Source organism: Paenibacillus sp. FSL K6-2862, assembly GCF_038005125.1.
GTDB lineage: Bacteria > Bacillota > Bacilli > Paenibacillales > Paenibacillaceae > Paenibacillus > Paenibacillus illinoisensis_A.
Genome location: NZ_JBBOSN010000001.1, coordinates 4,658,411 through 4,682,762, shown reverse-complemented (window position 1 = coordinate 4,682,762; position 24,352 = coordinate 4,658,411). Strand labels below are relative to the sequence as shown.

Annotated in this window: 20 protein-coding genes; 15 read left to right on the top strand and 5 right to left on the bottom strand. The window is 47.4% G+C overall.

The annotated features are described in order from the left end of the window. Positions 1–118 precede the first annotated feature (118 nt). From MHB82_RS21110 to MHB82_RS21100, 3 genes are all read left to right on the top strand, one after another. Positions 119–718, top strand: a complete 600-nt coding sequence (locus MHB82_RS21110) for a hypothetical protein (protein ID WP_341175752.1) — start codon at positions 119–121, stop codon at positions 716–718. Between the two features lie 171 nt (positions 719–889). Beyond that, positions 890–2,299: an NADP-dependent phosphogluconate dehydrogenase gene (gene gndA / locus MHB82_RS21105; protein ID WP_341175751.1), complete on the top strand. Its 1,410-nt coding sequence runs from the start codon at positions 890–892 to the stop codon at positions 2,297–2,299. Positions 2,300–2,543: 244 nt separating this feature from the next. Beyond that, positions 2,544–3,053 (top strand): shikimate kinase, encoded by a 510-nt coding sequence (locus tag MHB82_RS21100; RefSeq protein ID WP_246058220.1) that lies wholly within the window; start codon positions 2,544–2,546, stop codon positions 3,051–3,053. 223 nt (positions 3,054–3,276) lie between these two features. Here the strand turns inward: MHB82_RS21100 and MHB82_RS21095 are convergent, their stop codons facing one another. Continuing rightward, positions 3,277–3,582, bottom strand: coding sequence for a rhodanese-like domain-containing protein (locus MHB82_RS21095; protein ID WP_095290189.1), 306 nt, complete (start codon positions 3,580–3,582; stop codon positions 3,277–3,279). Positions 3,583–3,729: 147 nt separating this feature from the next. Here MHB82_RS21095 and aroA point away from each other — a divergent pair, with 147 nt between their 5' ends. The 4 genes from aroA (at position 3,730) to ptsP (ending at position 9,367) form a co-directional block, all read left to right on the top strand. Next, complete coding sequence (gene aroA, locus MHB82_RS21090; protein WP_341175750.1) at positions 3,730–5,025, top strand: 3-phosphoshikimate 1-carboxyvinyltransferase; 1,296 nt, start codon at positions 3,730–3,732, stop codon at positions 5,023–5,025. 36 nt (positions 5,026–5,061) lie between these two features. Beyond that, entirely contained in the window at positions 5,062–5,496 is a 435-nt protein-coding gene (locus MHB82_RS21085; RefSeq protein ID WP_095290193.1) for a CoA-binding protein, read from the top strand. Positions 5,497–5,729: 233 nt separating this feature from the next. Continuing rightward, positions 5,730–7,610: a glucose PTS transporter subunit IIA gene (locus MHB82_RS21080; protein ID WP_095359384.1), complete on the top strand. Its 1,881-nt coding sequence runs from the start codon at positions 5,730–5,732 to the stop codon at positions 7,608–7,610. Beyond that, entirely contained in the window at positions 7,607–9,367 is a 1,761-nt protein-coding gene (gene ptsP / locus MHB82_RS21075) for a phosphoenolpyruvate--protein phosphotransferase (protein WP_095359383.1), read from the top strand. Before MHB82_RS21080 ends, ptsP begins: the two co-directional genes overlap by 4 nt. Positions 9,368–9,483: 116 nt before the next feature. Here the strand turns inward: ptsP and MHB82_RS21070 are convergent, their stop codons facing one another. Further along, positions 9,484–10,014 (bottom strand): type 1 glutamine amidotransferase domain-containing protein, encoded by a 531-nt coding sequence (locus tag MHB82_RS21070; RefSeq protein WP_095359382.1) that lies wholly within the window; start codon positions 10,012–10,014, stop codon positions 9,484–9,486. 133 nt (positions 10,015–10,147) lie between these two features. On the opposite strand from MHB82_RS21070, the gene MHB82_RS21065 reads away from it, so the two are divergent. From MHB82_RS21065 to MHB82_RS21050, 4 genes are all read left to right on the top strand, one after another. Continuing rightward, on the top strand, positions 10,148–10,696 hold the full coding sequence (locus MHB82_RS21065; protein ID WP_146239824.1) for a hypothetical protein: 549 nt from the start codon (positions 10,148–10,150) through the stop codon (positions 10,694–10,696). Between the two features lie 122 nt (positions 10,697–10,818). Beyond that, positions 10,819–11,166, top strand: a complete 348-nt coding sequence (gene ytxJ, locus MHB82_RS21060; RefSeq protein ID WP_110759265.1) for a bacillithiol system redox-active protein YtxJ — start codon at positions 10,819–10,821, stop codon at positions 11,164–11,166. Between the two features lie 92 nt (positions 11,167–11,258). Then, a complete protein-coding gene (gene ccpA, locus MHB82_RS21055; protein ID WP_095290204.1) occupies positions 11,259–12,266 on the top strand; it encodes a catabolite control protein A in 1,008 nt (335 codons plus the stop codon). 139 nt (positions 12,267–12,405) lie between these two features. Next, the gene (locus tag MHB82_RS21050; RefSeq protein ID WP_095359400.1) at positions 12,406–13,101 is read left to right on the top strand and encodes a 5'-methylthioadenosine/adenosylhomocysteine nucleosidase; all 696 of its coding nucleotides are present in this window, start codon (positions 12,406–12,408) and stop codon (positions 13,099–13,101) included. 134 nt (positions 13,102–13,235) lie between these two features. Here the strand turns inward: MHB82_RS21050 and MHB82_RS21045 are convergent, their stop codons facing one another. Beyond that, positions 13,236–13,868 (bottom strand): GNAT family N-acetyltransferase, encoded by a 633-nt coding sequence (locus tag MHB82_RS21045; RefSeq protein WP_095359379.1) that lies wholly within the window; start codon positions 13,866–13,868, stop codon positions 13,236–13,238. A gap of 271 nt (positions 13,869–14,139) precedes the next feature. Here MHB82_RS21045 and acsA point away from each other — a divergent pair, with 271 nt between their 5' ends. Continuing rightward, complete coding sequence (acsA, locus tag MHB82_RS21040) at positions 14,140–15,864, top strand: acetate--CoA ligase (RefSeq protein ID WP_095290209.1); 1,725 nt, start codon at positions 14,140–14,142, stop codon at positions 15,862–15,864. Between the two features lie 159 nt (positions 15,865–16,023). Here the strand turns inward: acsA and MHB82_RS21035 are convergent, their stop codons facing one another. Then, positions 16,024–19,140: a penicillin-binding protein 1A gene (locus tag MHB82_RS21035; protein WP_095359378.1), complete on the bottom strand. Its 3,117-nt coding sequence runs from the start codon at positions 19,138–19,140 to the stop codon at positions 16,024–16,026. 289 nt (positions 19,141–19,429) lie between these two features. Between MHB82_RS21035 and MHB82_RS21030 the strand changes: the two genes are divergently transcribed. After that, complete coding sequence (locus tag MHB82_RS21030) at positions 19,430–19,648, top strand: helix-turn-helix transcriptional regulator (RefSeq protein WP_221192608.1); 219 nt, start codon at positions 19,430–19,432, stop codon at positions 19,646–19,648. A gap of 563 nt (positions 19,649–20,211) precedes the next feature. Here MHB82_RS21030 and rpsD read toward each other — a convergent pair. Continuing rightward, positions 20,212–20,811: a 30S ribosomal protein S4 gene (gene rpsD / locus MHB82_RS21025; RefSeq protein ID WP_095290216.1), complete on the bottom strand. Its 600-nt coding sequence runs from the start codon at positions 20,809–20,811 to the stop codon at positions 20,212–20,214. A gap of 466 nt (positions 20,812–21,277) precedes the next feature. Between rpsD and MHB82_RS21020 the strand changes: the two genes are divergently transcribed. Together MHB82_RS21020 and MHB82_RS21015 are read left to right on the top strand one after the other, a co-directional pair. Continuing rightward, complete coding sequence (locus MHB82_RS21020; RefSeq protein WP_341175749.1) at positions 21,278–23,260, top strand: sensor domain-containing diguanylate cyclase; 1,983 nt, start codon at positions 21,278–21,280, stop codon at positions 23,258–23,260. Between the two features lie 99 nt (positions 23,261–23,359). Further along, positions 23,360–24,262 carry a hypothetical protein gene (locus MHB82_RS21015; protein WP_341175748.1) on the top strand — a complete coding sequence of 301 codons (903 nt, stop codon included), beginning with the start codon at positions 23,360–23,362 and terminating at the stop codon, positions 24,260–24,262. Positions 24,263–24,352: the final 90 nt, after the last annotated feature.

Sequence of the window (24,352 nt, the reverse complement as noted above, 5' to 3'; positions counted from 1 at the left end):
AAGTACCCTTACATAAAATGAAGTATAAAATAGGGTAAGCCGTTACGGAAGAAGCAATGAAAAAAGCACTGGAAGAAGAGGACCGGAAACACATCCGGTACAAATGGAGGGGAGTGCCGTGAATAAGAGTTATGAAGTTGAATATTGCAATCTGGAGCTGCGGTTCAACCGTCGGCATATCCAAAATTTGATCAAAGACCTTATTCGTGAAGGGTATTCACTATATTGGAGCGAGGATGAATCCTATTTTATTCTGTCTGTCCGCACCGGGCGCAAGCTGGTAAAGCTCCGTTTTCAACAGACACGCAGCGGGAACTACAAGATGACTGGTGACTACATCATTAAGGACGCCAAGCTGGCAGAATGGCTCGAGAAGCTGATAGGGGATACACGCGGGCATGCTGTCGTTAAACGTTTCAAGGATCAGCAGATGACGGTGGAAAACATTTTGTTTGGTGAGGTTATACGTCTTGTGGAAGTTTCCGGATTCAAACAGCGTGTCATTTTTCAAAAGGAACCCGCGCCGACGGCGGAGGAGATGGAAGAGATGTTTCTATCGCGAGAAGGGGAGGAACGGCTCATGCTCCTGCGGATGGAAATTGATGATGAACTGGAGCGCATGTACGCTGCCATTCAAATGGATAATACAGAGAAAGCAGACATCTGCCGAGAGACATTAAAGCGTCTATCCGGACACATGCTGATGCTCGAAGGTTGAGCACGAAGACCGTATTTATGAAAATACGATGAACACCTCAGATATTTGGGGTGTTTTCTCGTTGCGAAGCAGAGGTACGGGGTTCACTTCCATGCGTAAAACCGTTAAAATGGGGGTATTGTTGAGATTCAATTTCAATAAAATTAATTGGAGCAAAGGATGAGGACCCAGATGGCAAAACAACAGATCGGTGTCATTGGACTTGCAGTAATGGGCAAAAATTTGGCCCTTAACATTGAAAGCAGAGGCTTCACGGTGTCGGTATTTAACCGTTCCCCGGAGAAAACCAATGATCTTCTGAAAGAAGCTGAAGGCAAAAACCTCACAGGCACGTTCTCCATTGAAGAGTTCGTGGCATCCCTGGAATCCCCGCGCAAAATTTTGATCATGGTACAAGCCGGTAAAGCGACGGATGCAACCATTGAACAATTACTGCCTCACCTGGATGAGGGCGACATCATTATTGACGGAGGGAATGCCTACTTCCCTGATACCCAGCGCCGCAGCAAAGAGCTTGAGGAAAAAGGCATTCGTTTCATCGGTACAGGTGTATCCGGCGGTGAAGAAGGCGCGTTGAAAGGCCCTTCCATTATGCCGGGCGGACAGGAAAGTGCGTACAAGCTGGTTGAACCGATTCTGACAGCCATCTCCGCCAAGGTTGGAGACGATCCTTGTTGTACATATATCGGACCGGATGGTGCCGGACACTACGTTAAAATGGTACACAACGGTATTGAATACGGAGATATGCAGCTGATTGGTGAAGCATACCACCTGCTCAAATCCGTTCTGAATGTTTCCGTTGAGGAATTGCACGAAATCTTCACAGAGTGGAACCAAGGCGAACTGGACAGTTATCTGATCGAGATTACGGCGGATATCTTCTCCAAATACGATCCGGAAACCGGCAAACCAATGGTTGATGTTATTCTGGATGCGGCCGGACAAAAAGGAACAGGCAAATGGACAAGCCAAAGCGCGCTGGATCTAGGCGTACCGTTGTCCATGATTACGGAGTCCGTATTCTCCCGTTTCCTGTCCGCCATGAAGGACGAGCGTGTAGCTGCGAGCAAAATCCTGAACGGACCGAAAGCCGAAGCGTTCTCCGGTGATAAAAAAGCATTCATCGAGAGTGTACGCAAAGCATTGTTCGCAAGTAAAATCGTATCTTATGCACAAGGCTTTGCCCAAATGCGTGCGGCTTCCGACGAGTATGGCTGGGATCTGAAATACGGTAACATCGCCATGATCTTCCGCGGCGGCTGCATTATCCGTTCACAGTTCCTGCAAAACATCAAAGAAGCATATGACAAAGATGCAGCACTCAAAAACCTGCTTCTGGATCCATATTTCCAAAATATCGTTGAATCCTACCAGGATGCGTGGCGTGAAGTTGTAGCAGCTGCTGTAAAACAAGGTATTCCGGTACCTGGCTTCTCCAGCGCGCTTTCCTACTACGACAGCTACCGTACAGAGCGTTTGCCTGCAAACCTGCTGCAAGCACAGCGTGACTACTTCGGAGCCCACACCTTCAAACGTGTGGATAAAGAGGGAAGCTTCCACCACAACTGGATGGAATAATATATATTTGTTCTTTCGAAGCTTTTACAGCTTTAATATGAGGTTGGGTGCTCTCCATGCAAGTTTGGGACACCCATTCTTGAAGAATGGCCTGGAGTTCCGGTATGCCGGATGCTTCGGGTCATTTTTTTATATAAGTCTGTTTTCCAACAGACCCAATGTGTGGCCTTCCCCCGTTAGCAGGGCTGTGTTATGATAGGACAAAAGCGCTCATGAAATGCTTGAGATAAAGGAGTGTACACCCTTGAGCAAGTCTAACAATATTATTCTCATAGGCATGATGGGAACCGGCAAATCAACGGTAGCTGACCTGCTCGCCCGTGAGCTGGGTTACAAGCTGATCGATGTGGACACCGCGGTGGAGAAAGAGGAAGGCTGTACGATCCCGGAATTGTTCACAAGCAAAGGTGAGTCGTATTTCCGTGATGCCGAGAGCCGCATGTTATGTTCGGTCCTGGAAAAGAAGTCGCAGGTGATCGCAACCGGAGGCGGTGTGGTACTGCGTTCTGACAATTGTGATGTAATGTCGAAGAACGGTTGGATTGTTGCGCTGACTGCTGATCCCGCAGCAATTGTACAGCGCGTAAGCGGCGATGATAAACGTCCTCTTCTGGCTGGCAATGCAGAGGAGCGCATTCATACCATTATGAAGGAACGGAAGGACGCATATAAATTTGCACATTATACAGTGGATACAACCGAGTTATCCGCAGCTGAAGTGTCTCGTCTTATTTTAGCGCATTACCGCGTCTAAGCTTGTGTTCGCTGCATTTTGATGTATATTATGACCTCAAGTAGTGGGAGAGTTACAACTGTGAAGCAGATGATAAGGGGCAATGATTTGGTGGGAATATAACAAAACGGGCCAGATGGCCCGTTTAAAACTGACTGTAGCGGAGCGGAATCCAAAAGCTACAGGGTGAACTGCCTTGTTGCAATTCCTGATAACGCTGTGTTGGGTTCCTGCTCCAGATCATTTAGTCTTCCTGCTGCCATTGCAGCATGCCGCCAACCATGTTGGTGCAGCCTGCATAACCAAGCTGCTGCAAGTACTCGGCGGCACGCTCGCTGCGGTAGCCGCTGCGGCAGATCAGAATGATCTCGCCGGACTTTTCGATTTCAGACAATCTGTCCGGAATTTGTCCCAGCGGGATGTGCTTGGCTCCTTCAATCATGCCTTGCGCGACTTCCTCGTCCTCACGAACGTCTATCATCTGAAGCTTCTCTCCTGCCTGCAGGCGGCGACGCAGCTCGGATGTTTCTATTTCAGCTATTTGAGTCATCATTCAGGTCCTCTTTTCTGTATGGACTTAACGCCTATAATGATACCCAAGCTATGTGGGGGATGTCAATTTGGCAAGAGGACTTCGTTTTATTTGTAACAAATATATATAGCAGATTAATCTGCTCAATGAAGGAGAATTTCATCTATGGACGTAATTGTTAAACCAACCCCTACCCTGAATGGGGAAATTGGAGCCCTCTCTTCCAAAAACTACACTACCCGCTATCTGCTCGCAGCAGCACTGGCAGAAGGTACAAGTACAATTCATTATCCGGCCCACAGCGAAGACAGTGATGCGATGCGTAGATGTATCCGTGATCTTGGAGCCGTACTAGAAGAAGATGACAGCAAAATCGTCATTCAAGGCTTTGGCAGCCATCCTCGTGATGTGCGCGAGTTAAATGTAGGCAACGCAGGTGCAGTGCTTCGCTTCCTGATGGGCGTAACCGCACTCTGTCCTGAAGTTACCTTTGTGAATACCTACCCGGACTCACTCGGTAAACGTCCGCATGACGACCTGATTGATGCTCTTGGCCAGCTCGGTGTAGAAGTGCAGCATGAACAAGGACGACTGCCGATCACAATCAAAGGCGGTGATGCCAAGGGCGGACATATCCGTGTGTCCGGATCAGTGAGTTCCCAATATCTGAGCGCATTGCTTTTTGTTACTCCGCTTCTTGCAGAAGACAGCACCATTGAAGTGTTGAATGACCTTAAGTCCAAAGTGGTAATCGGTCAAACACTTGAAGTGCTTGAACAGGCAGGAATCATTATTCATGCGAGCGACGATTACATGTCTTTCCGAGTACCTGGTGGTCAGGCGTATCAACCGCAGACGTATACCGTTCAAGGAGACTATCCTGGTTCGGCTGCAGTTCTGGCTGCAGCGGCGGTTACTCAATCGGATGTGAAAATTCTGCGCCTGATGGAACAGAGTAAACAGGGAGAGCGTGCGATTGTCGACGTTCTGCGCATGATGGAAGTGCCGCTGACACATGAGAATGATGTGGTACATGTACAAGGTAACGGAAAATTGAAAGCCGTAGAATTTGACGGAGATGCAGCGACCGACGCTGTTTTGGCGATGGTAGCTGCTGCTGTATTTGCGGAAGGGACCTCACGGTTTTATAATGTAGAGAATCTGCGCTACAAGGAATGTGACCGAATTACGGATTACCTGAACGAGCTGCGCAAGGCTGGGGCTAACGTGGAAGAGCGTCAGGCCGAGATTATCGTTCACGGACGTCCGGAGGGCGTCGAAGGCGGCGTAGAGATTAATGCTCACTTCGATCATCGCGTTATCATGGCATTGACCGTGGTTGGCCTTCGTTCCAAGGAGCCGCTTCGTATTCGGGATGCACACCACGTAGCCAAGTCCTATCCACAATATTTCGATCATTTGCAGGCGCTTGGCGCCTCGGTTCAATGGGTAAAAGAGTAAAATAACACGTTAAGCAGAAAAGGATGGTGCTTGAACATGGAATTTAACAACCCAACTCGCGAAGAAATTGGGCAACTTTTACGCAAGGCAGGCAACATCGCAGTCGTCGGCTTATCGGACAAATCGGATCGGACATCCTACATGGTTGCAGAAGCCATGCAGAGCAGAGGATATCGGATCATTCCGGTTAATCCACAAGCACAGGGAGAGATCCTTGGTGAGAAAGTATATGCAACCCTCGCGGATATTCCCGAGCCCGTGGATATTGTGAACGTGTTCCGTCGCAGCGAATATACACCTGAAGTAGCTCGTGAAGCCGCAGCCATCAAAGCAAACGTCTTGTGGCTCCAGCTTGGCATTCACAATGATGAGGCTGTACAGATTGCGGCTGAGAACGGAATGACAGCCGTAACGAATCGCTGTATCAAGGTAGAGGACTCCATCGTTCTGCGCGGTGCCGGACGCGGTTAAGCGAATATGGAATAGACTGGATCCCGTTAACTTCAAGTTAACGGGATTTTTCTGTGTTTAAAGCTGCGGATGCTCCTTCGCTTTGACCTGCTTTCTTGCCTTCAGATCGTAGCTGTGGTAGTCATTTGGTCGCAAGTCATAAGAGTTTACGGCAAATTTCCAGCAGCTTACCGTTTTGCTTTGACAAAACGTTTCGTAAAGCTTACCATCTAGGATAGAAAGGAGAGGTCGCCATGAATTGGCTCGGATCCTTGCAGCAGCTCGGACGAGCGGTAATGCTGCCTACAATGGTCCTGCCCGCAGCCGCAATTTTGCTGAGTGTTGGCAGTTTGCCCTGGGACGCCTGGGGATTGAAAGTTGTTGGTGAAGTGTCTACCGTGGCCGGACACGGTATTTTTTATTTTTTGCCGTATTTGTTTGCTGTCGGTGTAGCATTGGGACTCTCCAACCAGGCCGGACAAGCGGGACTTGCCGCTTTGGCCGGTATCGTTATATATGATCAGGTGACTCGCCATTTCGGGGATGGAACCATACAGCCAGCTTCTTTAGTTGGAATTATTCTCGGCGCTCTCGCCGGGGTGACACATAATCGGTTCAAAAGCATCAAGCTGCCTGAGATATTGCAGTTTTTTGGCGGGTCCAGGTTTGTTTTGCTGATCGTTGGGCTGTGCTCGGCGCTGTTTTCCTGTTTCATGCTGTGGCTCGCCCCCATATTACAGCATGGACTGAATGCGATCGCCGCTTGGGAATACAGTCTCGGCGGTTTTGGTTTGTTCATTTACGGAGTGCTATATAGAGTATTGGTGGCATTTGGACTGCATCACTTGCTTAACAATGTGTTCTGGTTTCAGCTGGGCACGTATGAAACGCCAGACGGTAACATTGTGCAGGGGGATCTGCCACGCTTTTTTGCAGGCGATCCAACCGCGGGTTACTTTATGGCAGGCTTGTTTCCCATCATGATGTTTGCCATACCTGCCATTGCCTTTGCGATTATTCAGGAGGCAAGGGAAGATCTGAAACCGAAGATCAAAAAGACATTTCTCACTTCTGCGCTGGTTTGTTTTTTGACAGGTGTATCCGAGCAGATTGAATTTGCCTTTTTGTTTGCAGCACCTTATCTGTTTATCGTACATGCCGTCATGTCCGGACTTGCGATGTGGATTGGTTATTGGCTAGATATCAGGCACGGCTTCTCTTATTCCGCCGGCATTATCGATTACATACTCAACTTCCATCTATCAGAGAATGCTTGGAAACTCATTCCGATTGGCATACTATATGGGCTGGTTTATTACTTCCTGTTCCGCTGGGCCATTCGTACGTTTAAGATTCCAACGCCAGGACGGGAAGAAGGCTCCATGCTGGAGGATTGGGTAGGGAATATTCCTTACCAGGCACCATTGATCCTGGAAGCATTGGGCGGTAAGGAAAACATCGTTCAGGTAGAGGCATGTATTACACGGCTTCGGCTGACGGTACACAACGACCGTCTCATCGATACGGGAGCCATGAAGAGTATGGGGTCTGCGGGGCTGATCAAGCTCGGTGGTGGTAACGTCCAGGTCGTGTTTGGCACGTATTCCGAGTTGATTCGCGAAGAGATCGCCAAGCTCCTTGAGCGGGATTTGCCGCAAGTCCTGTTCTGTGCACCGGTCCAAGGCAAAATGCTGCCGATCGAAGAGGTGCCTGACCAGATCTTTGCCGCGAAGCTGGTTGGGGATGGGGTGGCTTTTGTTCCGGAAAAGGGAGAGCTGGTATCACCAGTCTACGGAACGATTATGCACCTGTATCCGACGATGCACGCTTTGGGCATATCCACTCGGGAAGGACTTGAGGTCCTGCTTCATATCGGTATCGATACCTCGCAGCTGAAGGGGCATTTTGAAGCCTTCGTTCAGGAAGGAGATACCGTCGAGCCCGGGCAGTTGTTGATCAAGTTTGATCTGGCTGTACTGCGGGCGGAAGCAGCGTCGCTGACTACACCGATGGTGATCACGAATCCGGATCGTGTTAAATCATGGAGTTTTGCTCCATTTAAGCAAGTCAAGAAAGGTCAGGCATCCGTCATGTCCGTGGTGCTCTATGACAGGAACGTTGGAGGGGTAGAATGAAGATACAAGGCATCAATGGAGCTGCAGGCGTAGCCATCGGCAAAGCATTTGTCCTGCCCAGTTGGGAATGGGATCTGCCGGACCAGAAGATGGACTCGGTGGATCTCGCCCAGGAGTTCGAACGGCTGTACGAGGGAATACGGACATCGAAGGATGAGATCGAATTTATCAAGAATGAGTTCAAGGAAGTCGTTGGTCCGGAGGAGTCCAGCATCTTTGATGCACATCTGGCCATTCTGGAAGATCCGGTATTCATGAACGAGATTCGCGGCATTATTGAACGGCAGTACAAAGCGGCAGAAGTGGCGGTAAAAGAAGCTATTGACCACTTTGTTACCATGTTCGATTTGCTGGATGATGAATATATGAAGGAACGGGCGATCGACATCAAGGATGTCGGCAACCGCTTGTTGAAGCATCTGCTGGGAGCCCCGGAGATTACGCTCCCTTCGGATACTCAGCCTTATATACTTGTAGCCAAGGAACTGTCTCCATCGCAGCTGGCCCATCTGAATCCCAGTCACGTACTGGGCATTGTGACCCTGATCGGTGGCAAGACATCGCATTCGGCAATTATGGCCCGTGCGCTTGGCATCCCCCTCGTTTCCGGTTTGGAGGCGAGTGTTGGCATGCCAGTGGACACTGGGGATATGTTAGTGGTGGATGGTGATAACGGCTTGGTATTTACGGAACCGGATCGCAAGACAATTGAACGGTACACCATGATTCGCAGTAAACAGCTGAAGAAAAAGGAACAGCTCCAGGTACTCGCTACAGTGGATGCGATCACGAAGGACGGTGCAGTGCTGCATCTGGCATCGAACATCAGCTCCGTGAAGGAGCTGGATCTGGCTCTCAAGCACGGGGCAAAAGGTGTAGGCCTGTTCCGCACGGAATTTCTGTACATGGACCGTGCTACCTTCCCAGGCGAGCAGGAACAGTATGAAGTGTATCGTTTGGTAGCGGAGAAGACGGCAGGTCAATCCGTGGTCATTCGTACACTGGATATTGGTGGAGACAAACAGCTCGATTATTTCGAACTGCCTGAAGAGGATAATCCATTTTTGGGTTATCGGGCCATCCGGATCAGCCTGGATCGCAAGGATCTGTTTAAGACACAGCTCACAGCAATTCTGCGGGCCAGTGCGGCAGGGAACGTCAAAATTATGTATCCCATGATCTCCTCTGTGGAAGAACTTAGACAGGCCAATGAGGTTCTGCGTGAAGCGATGGCCGATCTGGATGAGCGTCAAATTGCTTATGATCCTCATATTAAAGTCGGAATCATGATCGAAGTGCCTGCGGCAGTTATGATTGCTGACCTGCTGGCCGAGGAAGCGGATTTCTTCAGCATCGGGACAAACGATCTGGTACAGTACGTGCTGGCTGTAGACCGTATGAATGAACAGATTGCTCACATGTACCATCCATATCATCCGGCAGTTCTGCGAATGCTGCGTGCAACGGTCGATGCTGCTCGCACCGCTGGAATTGAGGTTAGTGTGTGCGGGGAGATGGCAGGTGACGAACGTTCCATTCCGCTTTGGCTGGAGCTGGGCATTCGTAATCTTAGCATGTCACCGCAATCTTTGCTGCGGGTGAAGCACAGGGTGTTGAACACAACAGCCGTGGACGCCAAAGAAGCGGCGCGTGACTGCTTTGCCCTGAGAACCAGTGCAGACATTGAGCAGCGTTTGCAGAAATATAATGATTCAACAGGAAATCCTGATGAACAAAGCGGGTCCAATGCTTCTTGAATCCATTGTGCATGTAAAATACCTTTAAATTAATATATTCATTTTTATACCATTTGAGTTAATATGATACAAAAAGAGCCCTCGCCATGAGCGAAGGGCTTTTTTGTATTCCTGATTTACTTTTTAGCAAGTGCATCACAGAATGCTTTGCCATAGGGAGGAAGATCAGGCGGACGACGAGCCGAAATGATATGTCCATCGACAACAACGGCTTCATCCTTCCAGATTGCTCCGGCATTTTCCATGTCGTCCCGAATGCCTGGTGTGGAAGTTACGGTAACCCCATCCAGAATTTTGGCAGAGATCAGCACCCAGCCAGCGTGACAGATCTGCCCAATCGGCTTGCGATCTGCATGCATGTCTTTCACCAGTTCAAGGACTTTCGGATAACGGCGGAGCTTGTCAGGCGCCCAGCCGCCCGGCACGAGAATGCCATCATATTGTGAACTGTCCAGTTCATCGAAGCTGTATTCCGCTTCAGCGGGAACACCGTATTTTCCGATGTAGACTTTACCTTTTTTCTCTCCGGCCAAATGTACCTCGGCACCTTCTTCACGCACACGATGTACGGGGTACCACAACTCCAGATCCTCAAATTCTTCATCGACCAGTGCGATGACTTTTTTTCCTGTTAGTCTCACAACCATCTCTCCTTTTGCCGTGGTTAGGATGTCGCAACTTATATTGTAACAGATTCTGTATGACACTTCATGATTGTGCATTTTCCCTGTTTAGATAACGGTTACATCTATATGAAAGCTTATTTTCGACAACCTGCATTTGGGGGCAGTGGTAATTTGTACAACCTACGGTTTGCGGCAGGATTTAAGCGGAAAAAGGTCGAATGGTAACGTATACGAGTATAGAACGAATGAGGTGATGAATGTGCGCAAAACGTGCAAATGCGGACATGTAATGGAATTGGAATTGAGAACGGTAGTTTATGCGAAGAAAGTGGAGATTCGGAATGTGCCTGTTTTTGCATGCACGGATTGTGTTTCATACGAAGTATTACAGCCGGTCAAGCCGGATTTGAAAGAATGTATCAGCAAGCTGGGTGAACAACCCGTGAAACAGGATGTATCCTTTGGCAAGCAAAATGAACTTGCCGATCTATTTCACGAACAACTGCTGGCCTGGCCAGATGCAAGTGATCGCGAGATGGAACATCACATGCAGCAAGCCGTGAACGAACGCATTAACCTGCTGCTTGATATTATGGGATATGCTCAGAAGTCGGGCGATGAAGAATGGATGGAAACTACGGAGCGCAGGTTGAGCCAATTGTCCGGTTTTGTATGGCAGGCACATTTCTCGAATGCTGTCTAATTTTGACGTGCTAAATGCTTGTTTTCATGAAAATTGGCTTTTTCATGCGCTTTTTGTTAAGATATCCTAGAGTGAAAACGCTCAACATAGCGGTATTCCTGAAAAAGGGGGATGTATATCAAATGGCTGACATGACTAAAATGACAAGTATTGAACAGCTAAACTCCGCAGTGGAGGCTTCTGAAGACCAACCCTTGCTTCTGTTTAAGCACAGCACACGCTGCCCGATCAGCGCGAATGCTTATCAGGAGATGAACAATTATTTGCAAAATAATCCTAATGAAAATGTAAACTATGGCATCATTTACGTCGTGGAAGATCGGCCTGTGTCTAATGAAGCAGCCGACAAGCTGGGAGTTAAGCACGAATCTCCGCAGGCGATTCTGGTCAAAAAAGGAATCCCTGTATGGCATACTTCCCATTCGGATATTACTTCGTCCACACTCACGAATGCTCTAAGTGAGTCCTAAAGCCTATTTTAATTGATTAATGCAAAAATTTGTCGTAATATAAATCTTAATGAAAATGGTATGAAAATTTACTGGTAATGGAGAGAAGTACTGTGACGGTAACCATTTATGATGTGGCACGTGAAGCTGGTGTGTCCATGGCAACGGTATCGCGGGTGGTAAATAACAACCCGAATGTTAAGCCACAAACGCGCAAAAAAGTATATGAAGCCATCGAGCGGTTGGGATATCGTCCGAATGCGGTAGCCAGAGGTTTGGCCAGCAAGAAGACAACCACGGTCGGGGTCGTTATTCCGGACATTTCAAACTCGACTTTCGCAGAGATTGCCCGCGGGATCGAGGATATTGCGAATATGTATCACTACAACATTATTTTGTGTAATGCGGACAAGAAAAAGGAAAAAGAAATCCGTGTCATCAACACTCTGCTGGAGAAACAGGTAGATGGCCTGCTCTTCATGGGTGGAACAGTAACGGATGAACATATTCAGGCGTTTCAGTCTGCGGCAGTACCAATCGTGCTCTGTGCAACGAGTGACGAGAAGGGAACATATCCTTCCGTGGATATCGACCACGAAGCTGCAGCTTTTGATGCGGTGAACACATTGATTCGTCATGGGCATAAGGAAATTGCGATGATCAGTGGTACGCTGCAAGATCCTGCGAACGGGTATGCCCGTTTCCAAGGGTACAAAAAAGCACTTGAAGCGGCGGGAATGGAATATCAGGAGGATCTGGTACGGATCGGTAACTATCGTTACGAGTCCGGTGTGGAAGCAATGAAATATTTCCTCGGACTGAAGAAGAGACCATCCGCTATCTTTGCTGCAACAGACGAAATGGCCATTGGTGCTATTCACTCCATTCAGGATGAAGGTTTGAAGGTACCAGATGACTTCTCTATCATTAGTGTGGATAACATTCGTATGGCTTCCATGGTTCGTCCTCAATTGACAACGGTGGCACAGCCGATGTATGACCTTGGCGCAGTAGCCATGCGTTTGCTCACCAAGTTGATGAAGAAGGAAAATGTGGAGAACCCACGGGTTATTTTGCCGCATGAAACGATTCTTCGTCTGTCAGTAAGCCACGCTGGCTAAGCAAAAGCAATTCGAAAAGGGAGAAGGAATTCTCTCTACATAATGGATATACGGAAGCTCCGGAGACGGAGCTTTTGTGCTTCATGAGGATGAATCAGTGCAAACCGGACAGGTCCGGAAGCAAAAGGGGGTAGCGAGATTGAAGGAAACGATTGGGATCATTGGAGCTATGGATGAAGAAGTAGAACTTCTGCTGGCTGGCATGAAACAGCTGGAGACGGTGAAGCAAACCGGCATTACGTATGTGGCGGGTGAATGGCTGGGCAAACAGATCGTGGTGTGTAAATCGGGTGTCGGCAAAGTGAACGCGGCGGTGACCACGCAAATTTTGATCGATCGTTTCCAAGTAGACCGGATTATATTTACGGGTGTTGCGGGCGCAGTGAACCCGGAACTGAACATTGGAGATATCGTAATCTCCTCCGTATGCATTCAGCATGACATGGACGTAACTCCTCTCGGTTTCGAACGGGGAGTGATCCCGTATCAGGAAACCTCCGCATTCCCCGCGGAACCTGCTTTGATTGCATTAGCAGAGGAAGCGTGTAAGGCACAGGGAGCCAAGTATCTGATTGGTAAGGTATTGTCCGGAGATCAGTTTATTGCGAGCAAGGAGACCGTGAACATGCTGTATACCGAAATGGATGGAGCATGTGCGGAGATGGAGGGAGCTGCCGTCGCTCAGGTTAGCTTCATGAATCGCGTTCCTTTTGTTGTGCTGCGCGGCATGTCTGATAAAGCGGACGGGTCGGCTCATGTGAACTTTGCTGAATTTACCGTGCAATCTTCACAACGTTCCCACCGCATTGTTGAACATATGCTTGAAAATATGTAATTTGGAATCTCTTTCAGAAGCTGCCATACAAGTATGAGTCTATAAACTAAACCGCCTTTCGTGGGCAGTTCCATTTTGTCATCTGGAGCTGCCTAGAGAGGCGGTTTTTTTACATGTATATCTCAATAAATGTATTAATACATGAAGCGATGACGAAACCGTACACGGTCGAATTGTTCCTCGGAGGACATGGGTACTTCACTGCCGATGCGCACCATGAGACAGTTGGCCGGATGAGAGCAAATCTCGGGATCGTCCGTGGCGTACCACGTCATGTCCACAGTCTGCATCAGTCGCTCCATCATTTTGCGATAATCCCAGACGGAAAGGCCGCTGCCCTTCAGATCCCAATGCCAGTAATATTCCGTGGTGAAAACAATGTATCTTTCCATCTGTCCATTTTCAAATGCGGTGAGCAGCATCTCGCGTCCGACCCCGAGTGAACGGTATTCGTCAGCCACTTCGATAGCTCCGAGCTCAATGAGATCCATCATGTTACCTTCAGACCAGCGTTCACAATCATCCGCATAGTGAAATGTAACATATCCGATAATCGTCTCATTTTCACGTGCAATGATGATTCTTCCTTCAGGCAATGCTGCAATCTCGGCCAGCGCTTCCTGCTGCTCAGAAGGACGACGAAAGGCATCCAGATCGGGATGGAACGCAAGTTTGGTGATTGCCTCGGGAGGCACAGGGCCTTCTACCGTGACTCGGTGGCCGGACTTGAAGATGGAACGCATATGATACGCCTTGATATGCTCCATGGTTCATGCTCCTCTCTCCCCCTACTTATAGCAAAAAATCAAAAAATTGAAAACCCATAGACGATGATTGTGTAGATTTGCTATAATTGCGTAGACAAAAAACGTTCACAATTCAAGCAGATTTGAGTTCATTGGTTTGGCCAGACAGGTACATGATGAGAATTTCTCTCTATTAATGTAAGCGCTAACTGGAAGTTCAGTCAACACAAAGGCAATGAGAAGTAACCCATTATGGGAAATCGAAATGTCGAGTTGAAGGAGGCTGGCAAGCATGAGTCAAGCACATGGTGAGATGCTGCAAACGGTTGTGTCTGAATCTAACCTGGGCGATTACACAGAGGCCCGAAGCCGGTTTGATTGGGAATCGGTGGAGAGGCACTTTACGTGGCACGCCAGCGGAAAAGTCAACATGGCGCATGAAGCGATTGATCGTCATGTACTGGAAGGAAGAGGCGGGAGAACGGCGCTGTTATACAGTGATGCTTCGCGTGAAGAAGCGTATACTTTTGCTGATTTGAGCGAGCAATCGAACCGTTTTGGGAATGTTCTGCGCAAATATGGCATTGTCCGGGGAGACCGGGTGTTTATTTTTATGCCGAGAAGTCCTGAGTTGTATTTCAGCCTGCTGGGTGTGTTAAAAGCAGGAGCCATAGCCGGACCCCTGTTTGAGGCGTTTATGGAGACGGCAGTTAAAGACCGGCTGGAAGACAGTGGGGCCGTAGCCCTCGTCACGACGCCAGAACTATTGGGACGCATTAAACGTGCGGAACTGCCGGAACTGAAGCATATTTTTGTTGTGGGTGGAGGTACCCAGACCGAAGAGGGTCTAATCGACTTTGATGCAGAGATGTCTGCAGCCTCGGATGATATGGAAGTGGAATGGCTGAATCGTGAGGACGGTTTACTTATTCACTATACATCGGGCTCAACAGGCAAGCCTAAGGGTGTCTATCACGTCCAAAATGCCATGATTCAGCATTACTATACAGGCAAGGTCGTTCTTGATTTACGTGAGAATGACGTGTACTGGTGTACGGCTGACCCAGGATGGGTAACAGGTACATCATACGGGATCTTTGCTCCATGGCTGAATGGAGTGACCAATGTCATTCGTGGGGGCCGGTTCAGCCCGCAGGATTGGTACAGCACCATTGAGAAAAATAAAGTCAGCGTCTGGTACAGTGCCCCGACCGCGTTCCGTATGCTAATGGGTGCAGGGGACGAGACTATTGCACAACATGATCTCAGCAGCTTGCGCCATGTAATGTCGGTTGGAGAACCGCTCAATCCGGAAGTGGTGCGTTGGGGATGGAAAGCCTATGGTCAGCGGATCCATGATACCTGGTGGATGACAGAGACCGGAGCACAGCTGATTTGTAACTATCCAGAGATGCCGATTAAGCCTGGTTCAATGGGGCGGCCACTACCAGGTATTGAAGCAGCTATTATCGATGACCGGGGACAGGAACTCCCTCCATACAGCATGGGGAACCTCGCCATACGTACACCTTGGCCATCCATGATGGCGAAAATTTGGAACAACCCGGCCAAATATGATGAATATTTCAGGCTGTCTGGCTGGTATGTATCCGGGGATTCAGCGTATATGGACGAAGAAGGGTATTTCTGGTTCCAGGGCCGGATCGATGATGTAATCAATTCTTCCGGAGAACGTATTGGTCCGTTTGAAGTGGAGAGCAAGCTCGTAGAGCATCCTGCCGTAGCAGAGGCCGGAGTTATCGGTAAGCCGGATGTCACGCGCGGGGAGATTATCAAGGCTTTTGTGGCGCTGCGTGAGGGCTATGAGGCGACTCCTGAGTTGAAGGAAGAGATCTATCGATTTGTAAAAGAGGGCTTGTCTGCTCATGCAGCTCCGCGAGAGATCGAGTTTAAGGATAAACTGCCCAAGACTCGTTCCGGTAAAATCATGCGACGTGTGCTGAAGGCTTGGGAGCTCGATTTGCCGACAGGTGACCTGTCCACTATTGAAGATTAATAACCGATGAAGATTAATTACTGAAAACGTGGTGCTTGCATTTTAAAGAACAAGCCTGATTTGCGTAAGATGCAGATCAGGCTTTTTATTATATGAAGAAAAGCCCCCATCCTCTAATAATGAGGGTGGGGGCTTAAAAAAACGTGCGTTATGGCATCCTTACGGTTGATATGGGACCGCAACAGAGGGCTCGGATTCTCCTACACTGTTGATGGCAGATACTTTGAACCATCCGCTAGCAGAGGCAGGTACACCGTAATCCATTGAGGTACCGGAAGTTGTGCCAATCTTGGTGTAAGGGGCAGAGCCCGTTTCACTGTAATAGACAGCATAGCTCTGTACACCATCGCTCTCCGGATTGGAGGCCCATTGAATGCGCAATCCTTGGGTGAGAGCTGCTACGCTAACCTGTCCAGGGGTACCTGGAACGGTAGTTGCAGCGTCAGTGTTTTCATTTTCTTCCGGCTCAACGATGGTTCCAGGAACATTGATCGGTTCTTTTACTTCCTCATCCGGGAGTGGATCTGACACTCCTGCACTGCTAACCGTAGCACTAGGAGCAGACTCTTTGCCGGCTACATCGACAGCAGTGACATAGAAAGTGAAATTCCCGCCCTGTGCGTATGCTGTAAATGATCTGGATTCACCTGTCAGGACAACTTGGCCCTGGTTCTGGAAGCCGGCACCATTTACGGAGCGATACAACCGATATCCGACAACGTCATTTTCAGGCGTTGCGTTAAAAGTAATTACAGCTTTGCCATTAGCAACAGATATTCTCACATTCCCTGGTGCATCTGGTGCCTTCCCATTGTCCGATCTCGGGTCGACTTGTGTTGGCATGTCTGCATCCGCATCTTCTGGCAGGTAATAGGCAAGGGATTCGTGACGGCTCATCCGTGAGAATGCATTTTGCAATTCCTTGATCAGATCGGAGATCGGTTTCTTCCGTTTAATAACCGTCTTCTCCTTCAGCATGTCGCCAGGTGTTTCATCACGAGGGATGTAGTTTACACCATTGTAGGTAATGTATTTTGCTTTGGCGACACCATCATCACTATCTTTGGGAATAAATTTGCTGTTGAAAATATCGGTTACAAATTTGTCAGTCAGTGATGTTGGCAATTTGCCGCTATAAGCAGATACCGTACGTGTTTCAATGCCCGATGGTTTCTTGAATGAATCCGTCACAAACAGTTCCTTGTCGGTAGCAACGACTTCATTCATAATCTGAGACCAGAGCTGCTGGGCACGTTTACGCTGAGATTTGGTTTCAAGGGTGTTCACAGGCTGTTTGTATCCAACCCACACACCAAGCGTGACATCAGGTGTATAGCCTTCAAACCAGACATCCGCATAGTTTTGCGTTGAACCGGTTTTTCCTACGACAGGTGCACTTTTCGTATACTTATACGTTTCGCGTACCTTATCCGCAGTACCTTCGGTAATTACGGTTCTTAACATATCGGTCATGAGGTACGCCGTCTGTTCGGAAAATGCTTGAACAGGTTCGGATTCATGCTTATAAACGATATTTCCTTTGGAGTCTACAATTTTGCTAATCATGTAGGAGTCGTTATATACCCCATTGTTCGCAATTGCTCCGTAAGCATTCGTGAGTTCTTCTACGGTTACACCGTATTGGAGTCCCCCGAGAACACCCGTCTGAGCCTGATAGTCTTGCTGCTGAATGGTCGTTATGCCAAGCTTCTTGGAGAATGCCCAGGCTTTTTCGATCCCGACGTCTTCATTGAAAAGTTTCAGCGCAGGAACGTTCAGGGAATAGTTCAGCGCTCTACGAGCGGTTACAAGTCCCTGATAACGATTGTTCGCATTCTTCGGAATATGGAAGCCGTTTGAGCCTCCATCCTTAAGAATGATCGGTGAATCATCAATGATGGACGCTGGTTGAACCAGTCCTTCTTCCAGAGCAGGCAGGTAGGCGGCAATAGGCTTCATCGTTGAACCTGGCTGACGCACCATCTGGGTTGCGTAGTTCATCTGTTCATCCTGGAAGCTCCGGCCTTCAATCATGCCCAGAATAGCCCCGGTTTTGTGATCAATCATGATGGCTGCAGTCTGTTCTTTTCCTTTTTTGGGATCGTCCGCAGCAAAATTGCTGTCATTCTCGGCGATGGTACGCATGGTTTTGTAAACACTTTTGTTAATCGTTGTGTATATGCGATACCCACCTGTACGCAATTGCTGCTGAGCTTCTTCGAGCAGAGCACTGCTTTCCTTTTGGGTCCCATCCTCGGTAGAATCTGAACCCTCGGAAGTTCCTTCAGCTGCTGTGTCAGCATTCATTTGTTTCATCAAAATTTGTGCTGCCTGGCGTTCGGTTTCCATCATAAGATATGGATAAGTGTTGTAAGCCTTGACGGTCTTCGGTGCCAGTGAACTCTTAATATCAAATGCAAGAGCTTCGTCATACTCGGTTTGATTGATTTTGCCAAGTTCAAGCATACGGCGTAATACCAGATGCTGGCGGTTGATTGCACGCTCAAAATTATCCTCTACAAAGTCGCCTTTTCCGTTAAAGGCTGAGTAAGAAGATGGGAGCTGAGGCAATCCGGCAAGATAGGCTGCCTGAGCCGTGTTTATTTTCTCCAGATCATTAATGTTGAACAATCCTTTGGCAGCTGCCTTGATCCCATACACATTATATCCACTGGAGCCGTTACCAAAAGGAACTTTATTCAGATATGCAGTCATGATCTCGTTCTTGGTCAGGAATCGTTCAAGTCGCAAGGACAGCAGTATCTCCTTGACTTTGCGGTCTTCGGTACGATCGAGATTCAAGAACACACGCCGTGCCAATTGCTGAGTCAGCGTACTTCCGCCCGTTTGCACAGACTCTTTCAGCACCTTCTGCTTCACGGCTCGGAGCGTTCCGCTCATATCTACACCTTTATGTTCGTAAAAATGATTGTCTTCAATCGATATGACAGCATCAATAACTTTCTGTGGTATCTGGTCAAAGGTGACCGGACGCCTGTCTTCTTCCGTACGTAATTGACCGATCGGGCTACCGTCGGCAAAGTAAGCAAAGCCTGTGATGGAGTTTTCGCTGACTTTTTGTTCAATCAGGGCCCTGGAGCGGACGGGCTCGTCTTTTACAATGGAACTGACGTATCCCATCAGAGCACCGCCTACAAATAGTGCCCCCATAAAACCCAGGACAACCATCCATTTGACGACACTGCCCAGTCTGCGGGCGAAGCTGCGCTTGCGGGCAGGCTGTTCATCGGGCTTTTTCTTATTAACATCAACCATTCAGTGTCTTCCTCCTTTTAACAGCACTTATTATAGCATAAAAAGGCGGGTTTGCATGCCTGAGAAATACAAGCAATGGTCGAAAATTGCCATTATTTTGGTCTATGTTATTTATTATGTCTGGTTAAGTACCATATCATGAGTATACAAGAAGGTGTTCGGTATAAAGTGGAGGTGCTTTCCGGCAGTCTGATTTATTATATTGGTCTAATTGTAAAGTTTACTTTACAATTTTAGAAATAGGATGTATGCTTTGTGTAAAGCAAGCTTTACAAATTAGAGTGAGGTAATGATACTGGTGAAAAATAAAATTGAGATCTACCGTCGTGAGCTTAACATGACGCAACAGGATTTGGCTGAGAAAGTTAAAGTATCACGTCAGACCATTATTTCGTTGGAGAAAGGGCGATACAATCCGTCGATCTTGCTGGCTCATCATATTGCCCGGGTATTTCAAAAAAATATTGAACAAGTTTTTATTTTTGAGGAAGAGGGGAATGGACAGTGAGGAAATGGACTCTAGTTTCTATTGCTATGTGTATCATCGGCTTGCTTGTTTTTTCAATTGCTCTTTATCAGAAGTATGCGTTGAATAATCCTGATTTGTCGTTCGCTATGCCGTTGGGATTTGGTTTACTGGGGTGTTCCATTCTAAACTTCATCATGTTGACAACGGACAAAAAAGGGGCTAGTCAGGCTAGGCACTCCGAAAGTGACGAAAGAGTAATTTCACATTGTAAATCTTCATTTTCACTCGGATTTATAGTCATGATATTAGTGATAATCACAATTCTGGTAATATATCAGTTCGGAATCAGAATAGAGGTGTTTGAATCAGCAATCATTATTATGATGAGTGGTATTTTTTCATCTCTGACCTACTTTGTCTATAAGCTCTTAAAGTATTAAGATCATCACATATCTGGTGAATTAGTTAACTCTGAGTTTGTCTGTGTTTAAATTGGTATCTTATTGGTATTACTAAATGTTTTAGGCAGAAAAACATTAAAAAACAGCTGCCGAGAAAATCTCGACAGCTGTTTGGGTTGAAGCTTTAAAGTCAATCAACGATTAACGGTTGTAGAACTCGACGATTTGTTTTTCGTCGATATCTTGGGACAACTCGGAACGCTCAGGCAGACGGATGTATTTACCTTCTACAGCAGCGTCGTTGAATTCAAGGTATGCTGGAAGATGCGAACGGTTTTCCAAAGCTTCCTTAACGGAAGAAAGACCGCGGCTTCTTTCACGCAGGCCGATTACATCGCCAGTGCTTACTTGGTAAGAAGCGATATCGACTTTTTTACCGTTTACTGTTACGTGACCGTGGGATACCAACTGACGTGCTCCTGCACGGGAGTTAGCAAAACCAAGACGGTAAACGAGGTTGTCAAGGCGGCACTCAAGCAAGAACATGAAGTTTTCACCCGCGATACCTTGCATTTTTTGCGCTCTAGCAAACAGAGTGCGGAATTGTTTTTCGCCCAAACCGTACATGTGGCGAAGTTTTTGTTTTTCTTGCAACTGCATACCGTAGTTGCTCATTTTTCTGCGTTGGTTAGCTCCGTGCTGACCTGGAGGGAAAGGACGTTTCAATTCTTTGCCTGTTCCGCTCAGGGAAATGCCGAGGCGACGGCTCAATTTAAATTTAGGACCAGTGTAACGTGCCATGTTTATAGTAGCTCCTTTTTAGTTAAAGTTCATATAGGGCTCTGTTTGCGCTCCAATTTGTTGATGCGGGCAAGGCCACACATACGTCAATCAGGAAAGTTCAGCCGCTGTCCTGAAAGCAACAAAAAGAATGAGGGTGACACAACCGGTAATGCCCAAATTTAAAGACCCATTAGTAGTCTTCATCAACAATTTATATTACAGTTTAAAAGAGACAAAGTCAAGAGTAGGAGAAAGGCAAAAAAACGTCTAAATTTGTCGATAGGTCATTAGGCCCAAAAAAATGGGACAATTTTCTGAAATATGGATGCAAAAAAGCTATAAAGAGAGTAAAATAGAATGTATCTTAACTTTAAATGATCATGTACATTAAGGTTATCGTAAGGTTTTTGCAGGTTTGCGATAACGTCTGCAGATTAATGCATCCCTTTAGAGGTTGCAAAAACGGTGCAAAGGAGCGCCTGACATGTTAGAACATCTAGGAAGTTTACCAGCCAGCATGCATTCGCCAAGTTCGGGCGATTCCGCATCTTCTGCAGCTCAGCGTAATGAGCATGCGTTCTGGATGCAGCAAATGGATATCACACCTTTTGATTTCTCATATTTGAAAAACTTGCTGCAGCAAGCCTATACGGATTGGCTGACTCAGCATGATTCGAACTGGAGCGCATCATCTGCAATTTACAGCGTGTGGAATACAGAAGGTATTTGTGTAGCGACGACCGCCGATGAGTCTATGGACAGGCCTGTATCAGTTCAGACGGTAATGAATTGTCTTGAAACCGGAAGGGCACAATCATTGCGTGGTTCAGATGAACACGGGGATTTCCTATACATTGCCGAGCCTCTGTTTTCCAGAATCAACAAGGATATGTTCGCTGTGTTTACAGCTTTCATTTACGAGCCTCATCGTTATGAAACGTCTGAAGAGATTGTTCGATCAGAGGCAGCGCATTATCGTACTTGCTTTTACCGAAGATTTGAATACATATTTATGGCAGATCTGCTAAAAGCTCATGAGCAAACGGCGCGTGAAGAGCATCGGAGGTCCATTCTTTTTCAGATCGTGCAGCGGATGCATGACAAAATGGACGTGGATGCCATATTGGACGAGGTATTTGACAGTATCGATTATTTGTATCCGACCACACACATGAATCTGTACATGTCCCAAGATCGCAACAGCTCCAATCCGAGAATCAGACCTTTGCTTGTCCATGAACATGGGGAAGATATTTGTCTCCGTTCATTTAAAGATGGACAAACGATAGTCATTCGCTCCGATCAGGGGGAGAATCATATTGTGGAGGTTGGACTTCCGCTCAAGGGAAAGCAGGGTATCTATGGTGTGTTTCACATCGAGATGAATGACGAGCTCATGGAAGAGCCCGACTTGCAGCTTATCACCATGATGGCGGATATGGCAGGAACTGCTTTTGAGAATGCCAAATTACATGAGCAATCGAACATGTTGATTCAGGAACTTCGTCTAATCAATGATTTGACACAACGTCTAAATAGAAGTCTGCAGTTGAAAGAGATTTATAAAATGGCCGAGTTGGAGTTAAAGGACATTTTTCAAGCTGAATCCTGTTGTATTCTTCAATTGAATGACACCACGAATCGTTTCGAAGTGATGTCATCCAGTATTGGAGAAATGCGTCAAAAATCCTTTTCACTGGATTACGGTATCGCGGGTTTGCTGTACCAGACAGAAGAACCCCTTATTTTATCTAATTACGCACAGGATAACAAAGTGTCCTCCGTATTTATGGAGATTACTAATTCCATGTCACTGATGGCTTCACCGATTCGAGTGAACGGTCAAGTGAAGGGGACTATTTTGCTGGGACATCCCAAACAGCAATATTTCTCATACGATAATTATCGTCTTCTGCAGATGCTGTCCATACACGTAGGCCTGGCTCTATCCAATGCGACGCTGCATGCGGAGGTTCGCCGTTTGGCCAACCTTGATATGTTAACTGGATTGTACGTCAGACATTATCTCGATAGTGTCATTCACGAAAAGCAGGCCAATGAATTCTGTGGTTCATTAATAGTGGTTGATATCGATCAGTTCAAACAGGTGAACGACACATTTGGCCATCAAACCGGGGACCAGGTGTTGAAACAGGTTAGTGATATCGTTAAATCTTCCGTTCGTTCCGATGATATCTGTGCCCGGTGGGGTGGCGAGGAGCTGGCCATTTACGTGCCGCAGCTGGGGATCCACCAGGCACTCGAGTATGCAGAGGTCATACGCAGCCGAGTGGCGGAGGAGACCAGGCCACCCGTGACCGTATCTAGTGGTATAGCCGAGTGGAACTGGATGGATGACAAGGTCAGTGTGGAATCATTATTCTACCGGGCAGATATGGCGCTCTACGAGGCGAAACATAACGGTCGCAACCGGATTGTGCTGGAAGAACAGGAAGTGACGCGCTAAGAGAGAACAATTCCATGGATTGGAGTTGTTCTCTCTTTTTTCTTTTACAGCAAAGTTTGCGTTGATGTGAAGTATAAGGGTATACAGGAGGGGCAGGCTATGGAGAACCTTGGACGGAAGGATGGATTTTATATGATTACAAGGCAGGGTATGCGTACATTAATGCTGCTTTTGAGTGTTATTATCCTTTCTGCACCGGGCTGTGGGCTGATACATCGTGAACGCACTCCAGAAGAGGTGTTCTCCATGGCCTTATCCGGAATTGCAGGTAAGGAGAAGCTGGACTTTGTAGGGGAAGCAGGGTTAAGACGAGAGAGCAGCGGACTTTTTGAAAATCAGTTCAAATTTGAAGGAAAGCTGGAAAATCATGATCAGCTAACGCTGCAGACGCGACTCCCTGGAGCTGTCACTGCAGCAGGTTCAAGTAAGGTAAACGGAATGGATGCCGCTTCTGCAAATCTGACTACCCAACCAAGCGGATTCAGCGCCTCTTTTCAGCGAAAAAAGGGACAATGGGAGGCATTGACCGCAGAGCAAGAACCACTCCGTGGATCACTGTCCCGGTACAACCCCATCGCCCAATTGGAGAATATTGACCGGATGAACAAAACGATAAAATCCGAATACGGTTCTGGTCGAAGAACAAGGATTCTGCGGATTGAACTGGCACCTGAAGAAGCCAAGGTTTGGGCAACAACCCAGTTGAACGACGAGATGAACGCGATTAAGGCAGAATATATGCACAGGGCGAGTAATATCAAAGGGAAGAACAAGGCGAAGCTTGAGAAGGAATTGAGCCAGGTTTGGCAGCAGGGGGAAGCCAGTATGGAGCAGATGATGAAACAAGCTAAAGTACAAACGGTATATCATCTGACTGTGGATCGGAAGACCAGTTTGCCGCTGCGGCTCTCTTCGGAAAGTCAGGTGACGTACCAGGATGCAAGCAACAAAAGCAATAAAGAAGCTCTGGTCATGGATGTTAATTTTAAAACATATGATTAGACGTGGGTTCTGCCTGCTGACGGGATTGCAGTAGCGTGCTACAATAGTATCGTAATTTACCGTTGTTCAATTTTTTGAATGGCAGATGAC

Excerpts from the sequence above, each read along its gene's own strand:
- MHB82_RS21030 (WP_221192608.1), top strand. The coding sequence starts at position 19,430 with ATGATACTGGTGAAAAATAAAATTGAGATCTACCGTCGTGAGCTTAAC.
- MHB82_RS21095 (WP_095290189.1), bottom strand. The coding sequence starts at position 3,582 with ATGACTCAAATAGCTGAAATAGAAACATCCGAGCTGCGTCGCCGCCTG.
- MHB82_RS21070 (WP_095359382.1), bottom strand. The coding sequence starts at position 10,014 with ATGGTTGTGAGACTAACAGGAAAAAAAGTCATCGCACTGGTCGATGAA.
- MHB82_RS21015 (WP_341175748.1), top strand. The coding sequence starts at position 23,360 with ATGGAGAACCTTGGACGGAAGGATGGATTTTATATGATTACAAGGCAG.
- ptsP (WP_095359383.1), top strand. The coding sequence starts at position 7,607 with ATGAAGATACAAGGCATCAATGGAGCTGCAGGCGTAGCCATCGGCAAA.
- rpsD (WP_095290216.1), bottom strand. The coding sequence starts at position 20,811 with ATGGCACGTTACACTGGTCCTAAATTTAAATTGAGCCGTCGCCTCGGC.
- aroA (WP_341175750.1), top strand. The coding sequence starts at position 3,730 with ATGGACGTAATTGTTAAACCAACCCCTACCCTGAATGGGGAAATTGGA.
- MHB82_RS21020 (WP_341175749.1), top strand. The coding sequence starts at position 21,278 with ATGTTAGAACATCTAGGAAGTTTACCAGCCAGCATGCATTCGCCAAGT.
- acsA (WP_095290209.1), top strand. The coding sequence starts at position 14,140 with ATGAGTCAAGCACATGGTGAGATGCTGCAAACGGTTGTGTCTGAATCT.
- gndA (WP_341175751.1), top strand. The coding sequence starts at position 890 with ATGGCAAAACAACAGATCGGTGTCATTGGACTTGCAGTAATGGGCAAA.
- ytxJ (WP_110759265.1), top strand. The coding sequence starts at position 10,819 with ATGGCTGACATGACTAAAATGACAAGTATTGAACAGCTAAACTCCGCA.
- MHB82_RS21085 (WP_095290193.1), top strand. The coding sequence starts at position 5,062 with ATGGAATTTAACAACCCAACTCGCGAAGAAATTGGGCAACTTTTACGC.
- MHB82_RS21080 (WP_095359384.1), top strand. The coding sequence starts at position 5,730 with ATGAATTGGCTCGGATCCTTGCAGCAGCTCGGACGAGCGGTAATGCTG.
- MHB82_RS21035 (WP_095359378.1), bottom strand. The coding sequence starts at position 19,140 with ATGGTTGATGTTAATAAGAAAAAGCCCGATGAACAGCCTGCCCGCAAG.
- MHB82_RS21045 (WP_095359379.1), bottom strand. The coding sequence starts at position 13,868 with ATGGAGCATATCAAGGCGTATCATATGCGTTCCATCTTCAAGTCCGGC.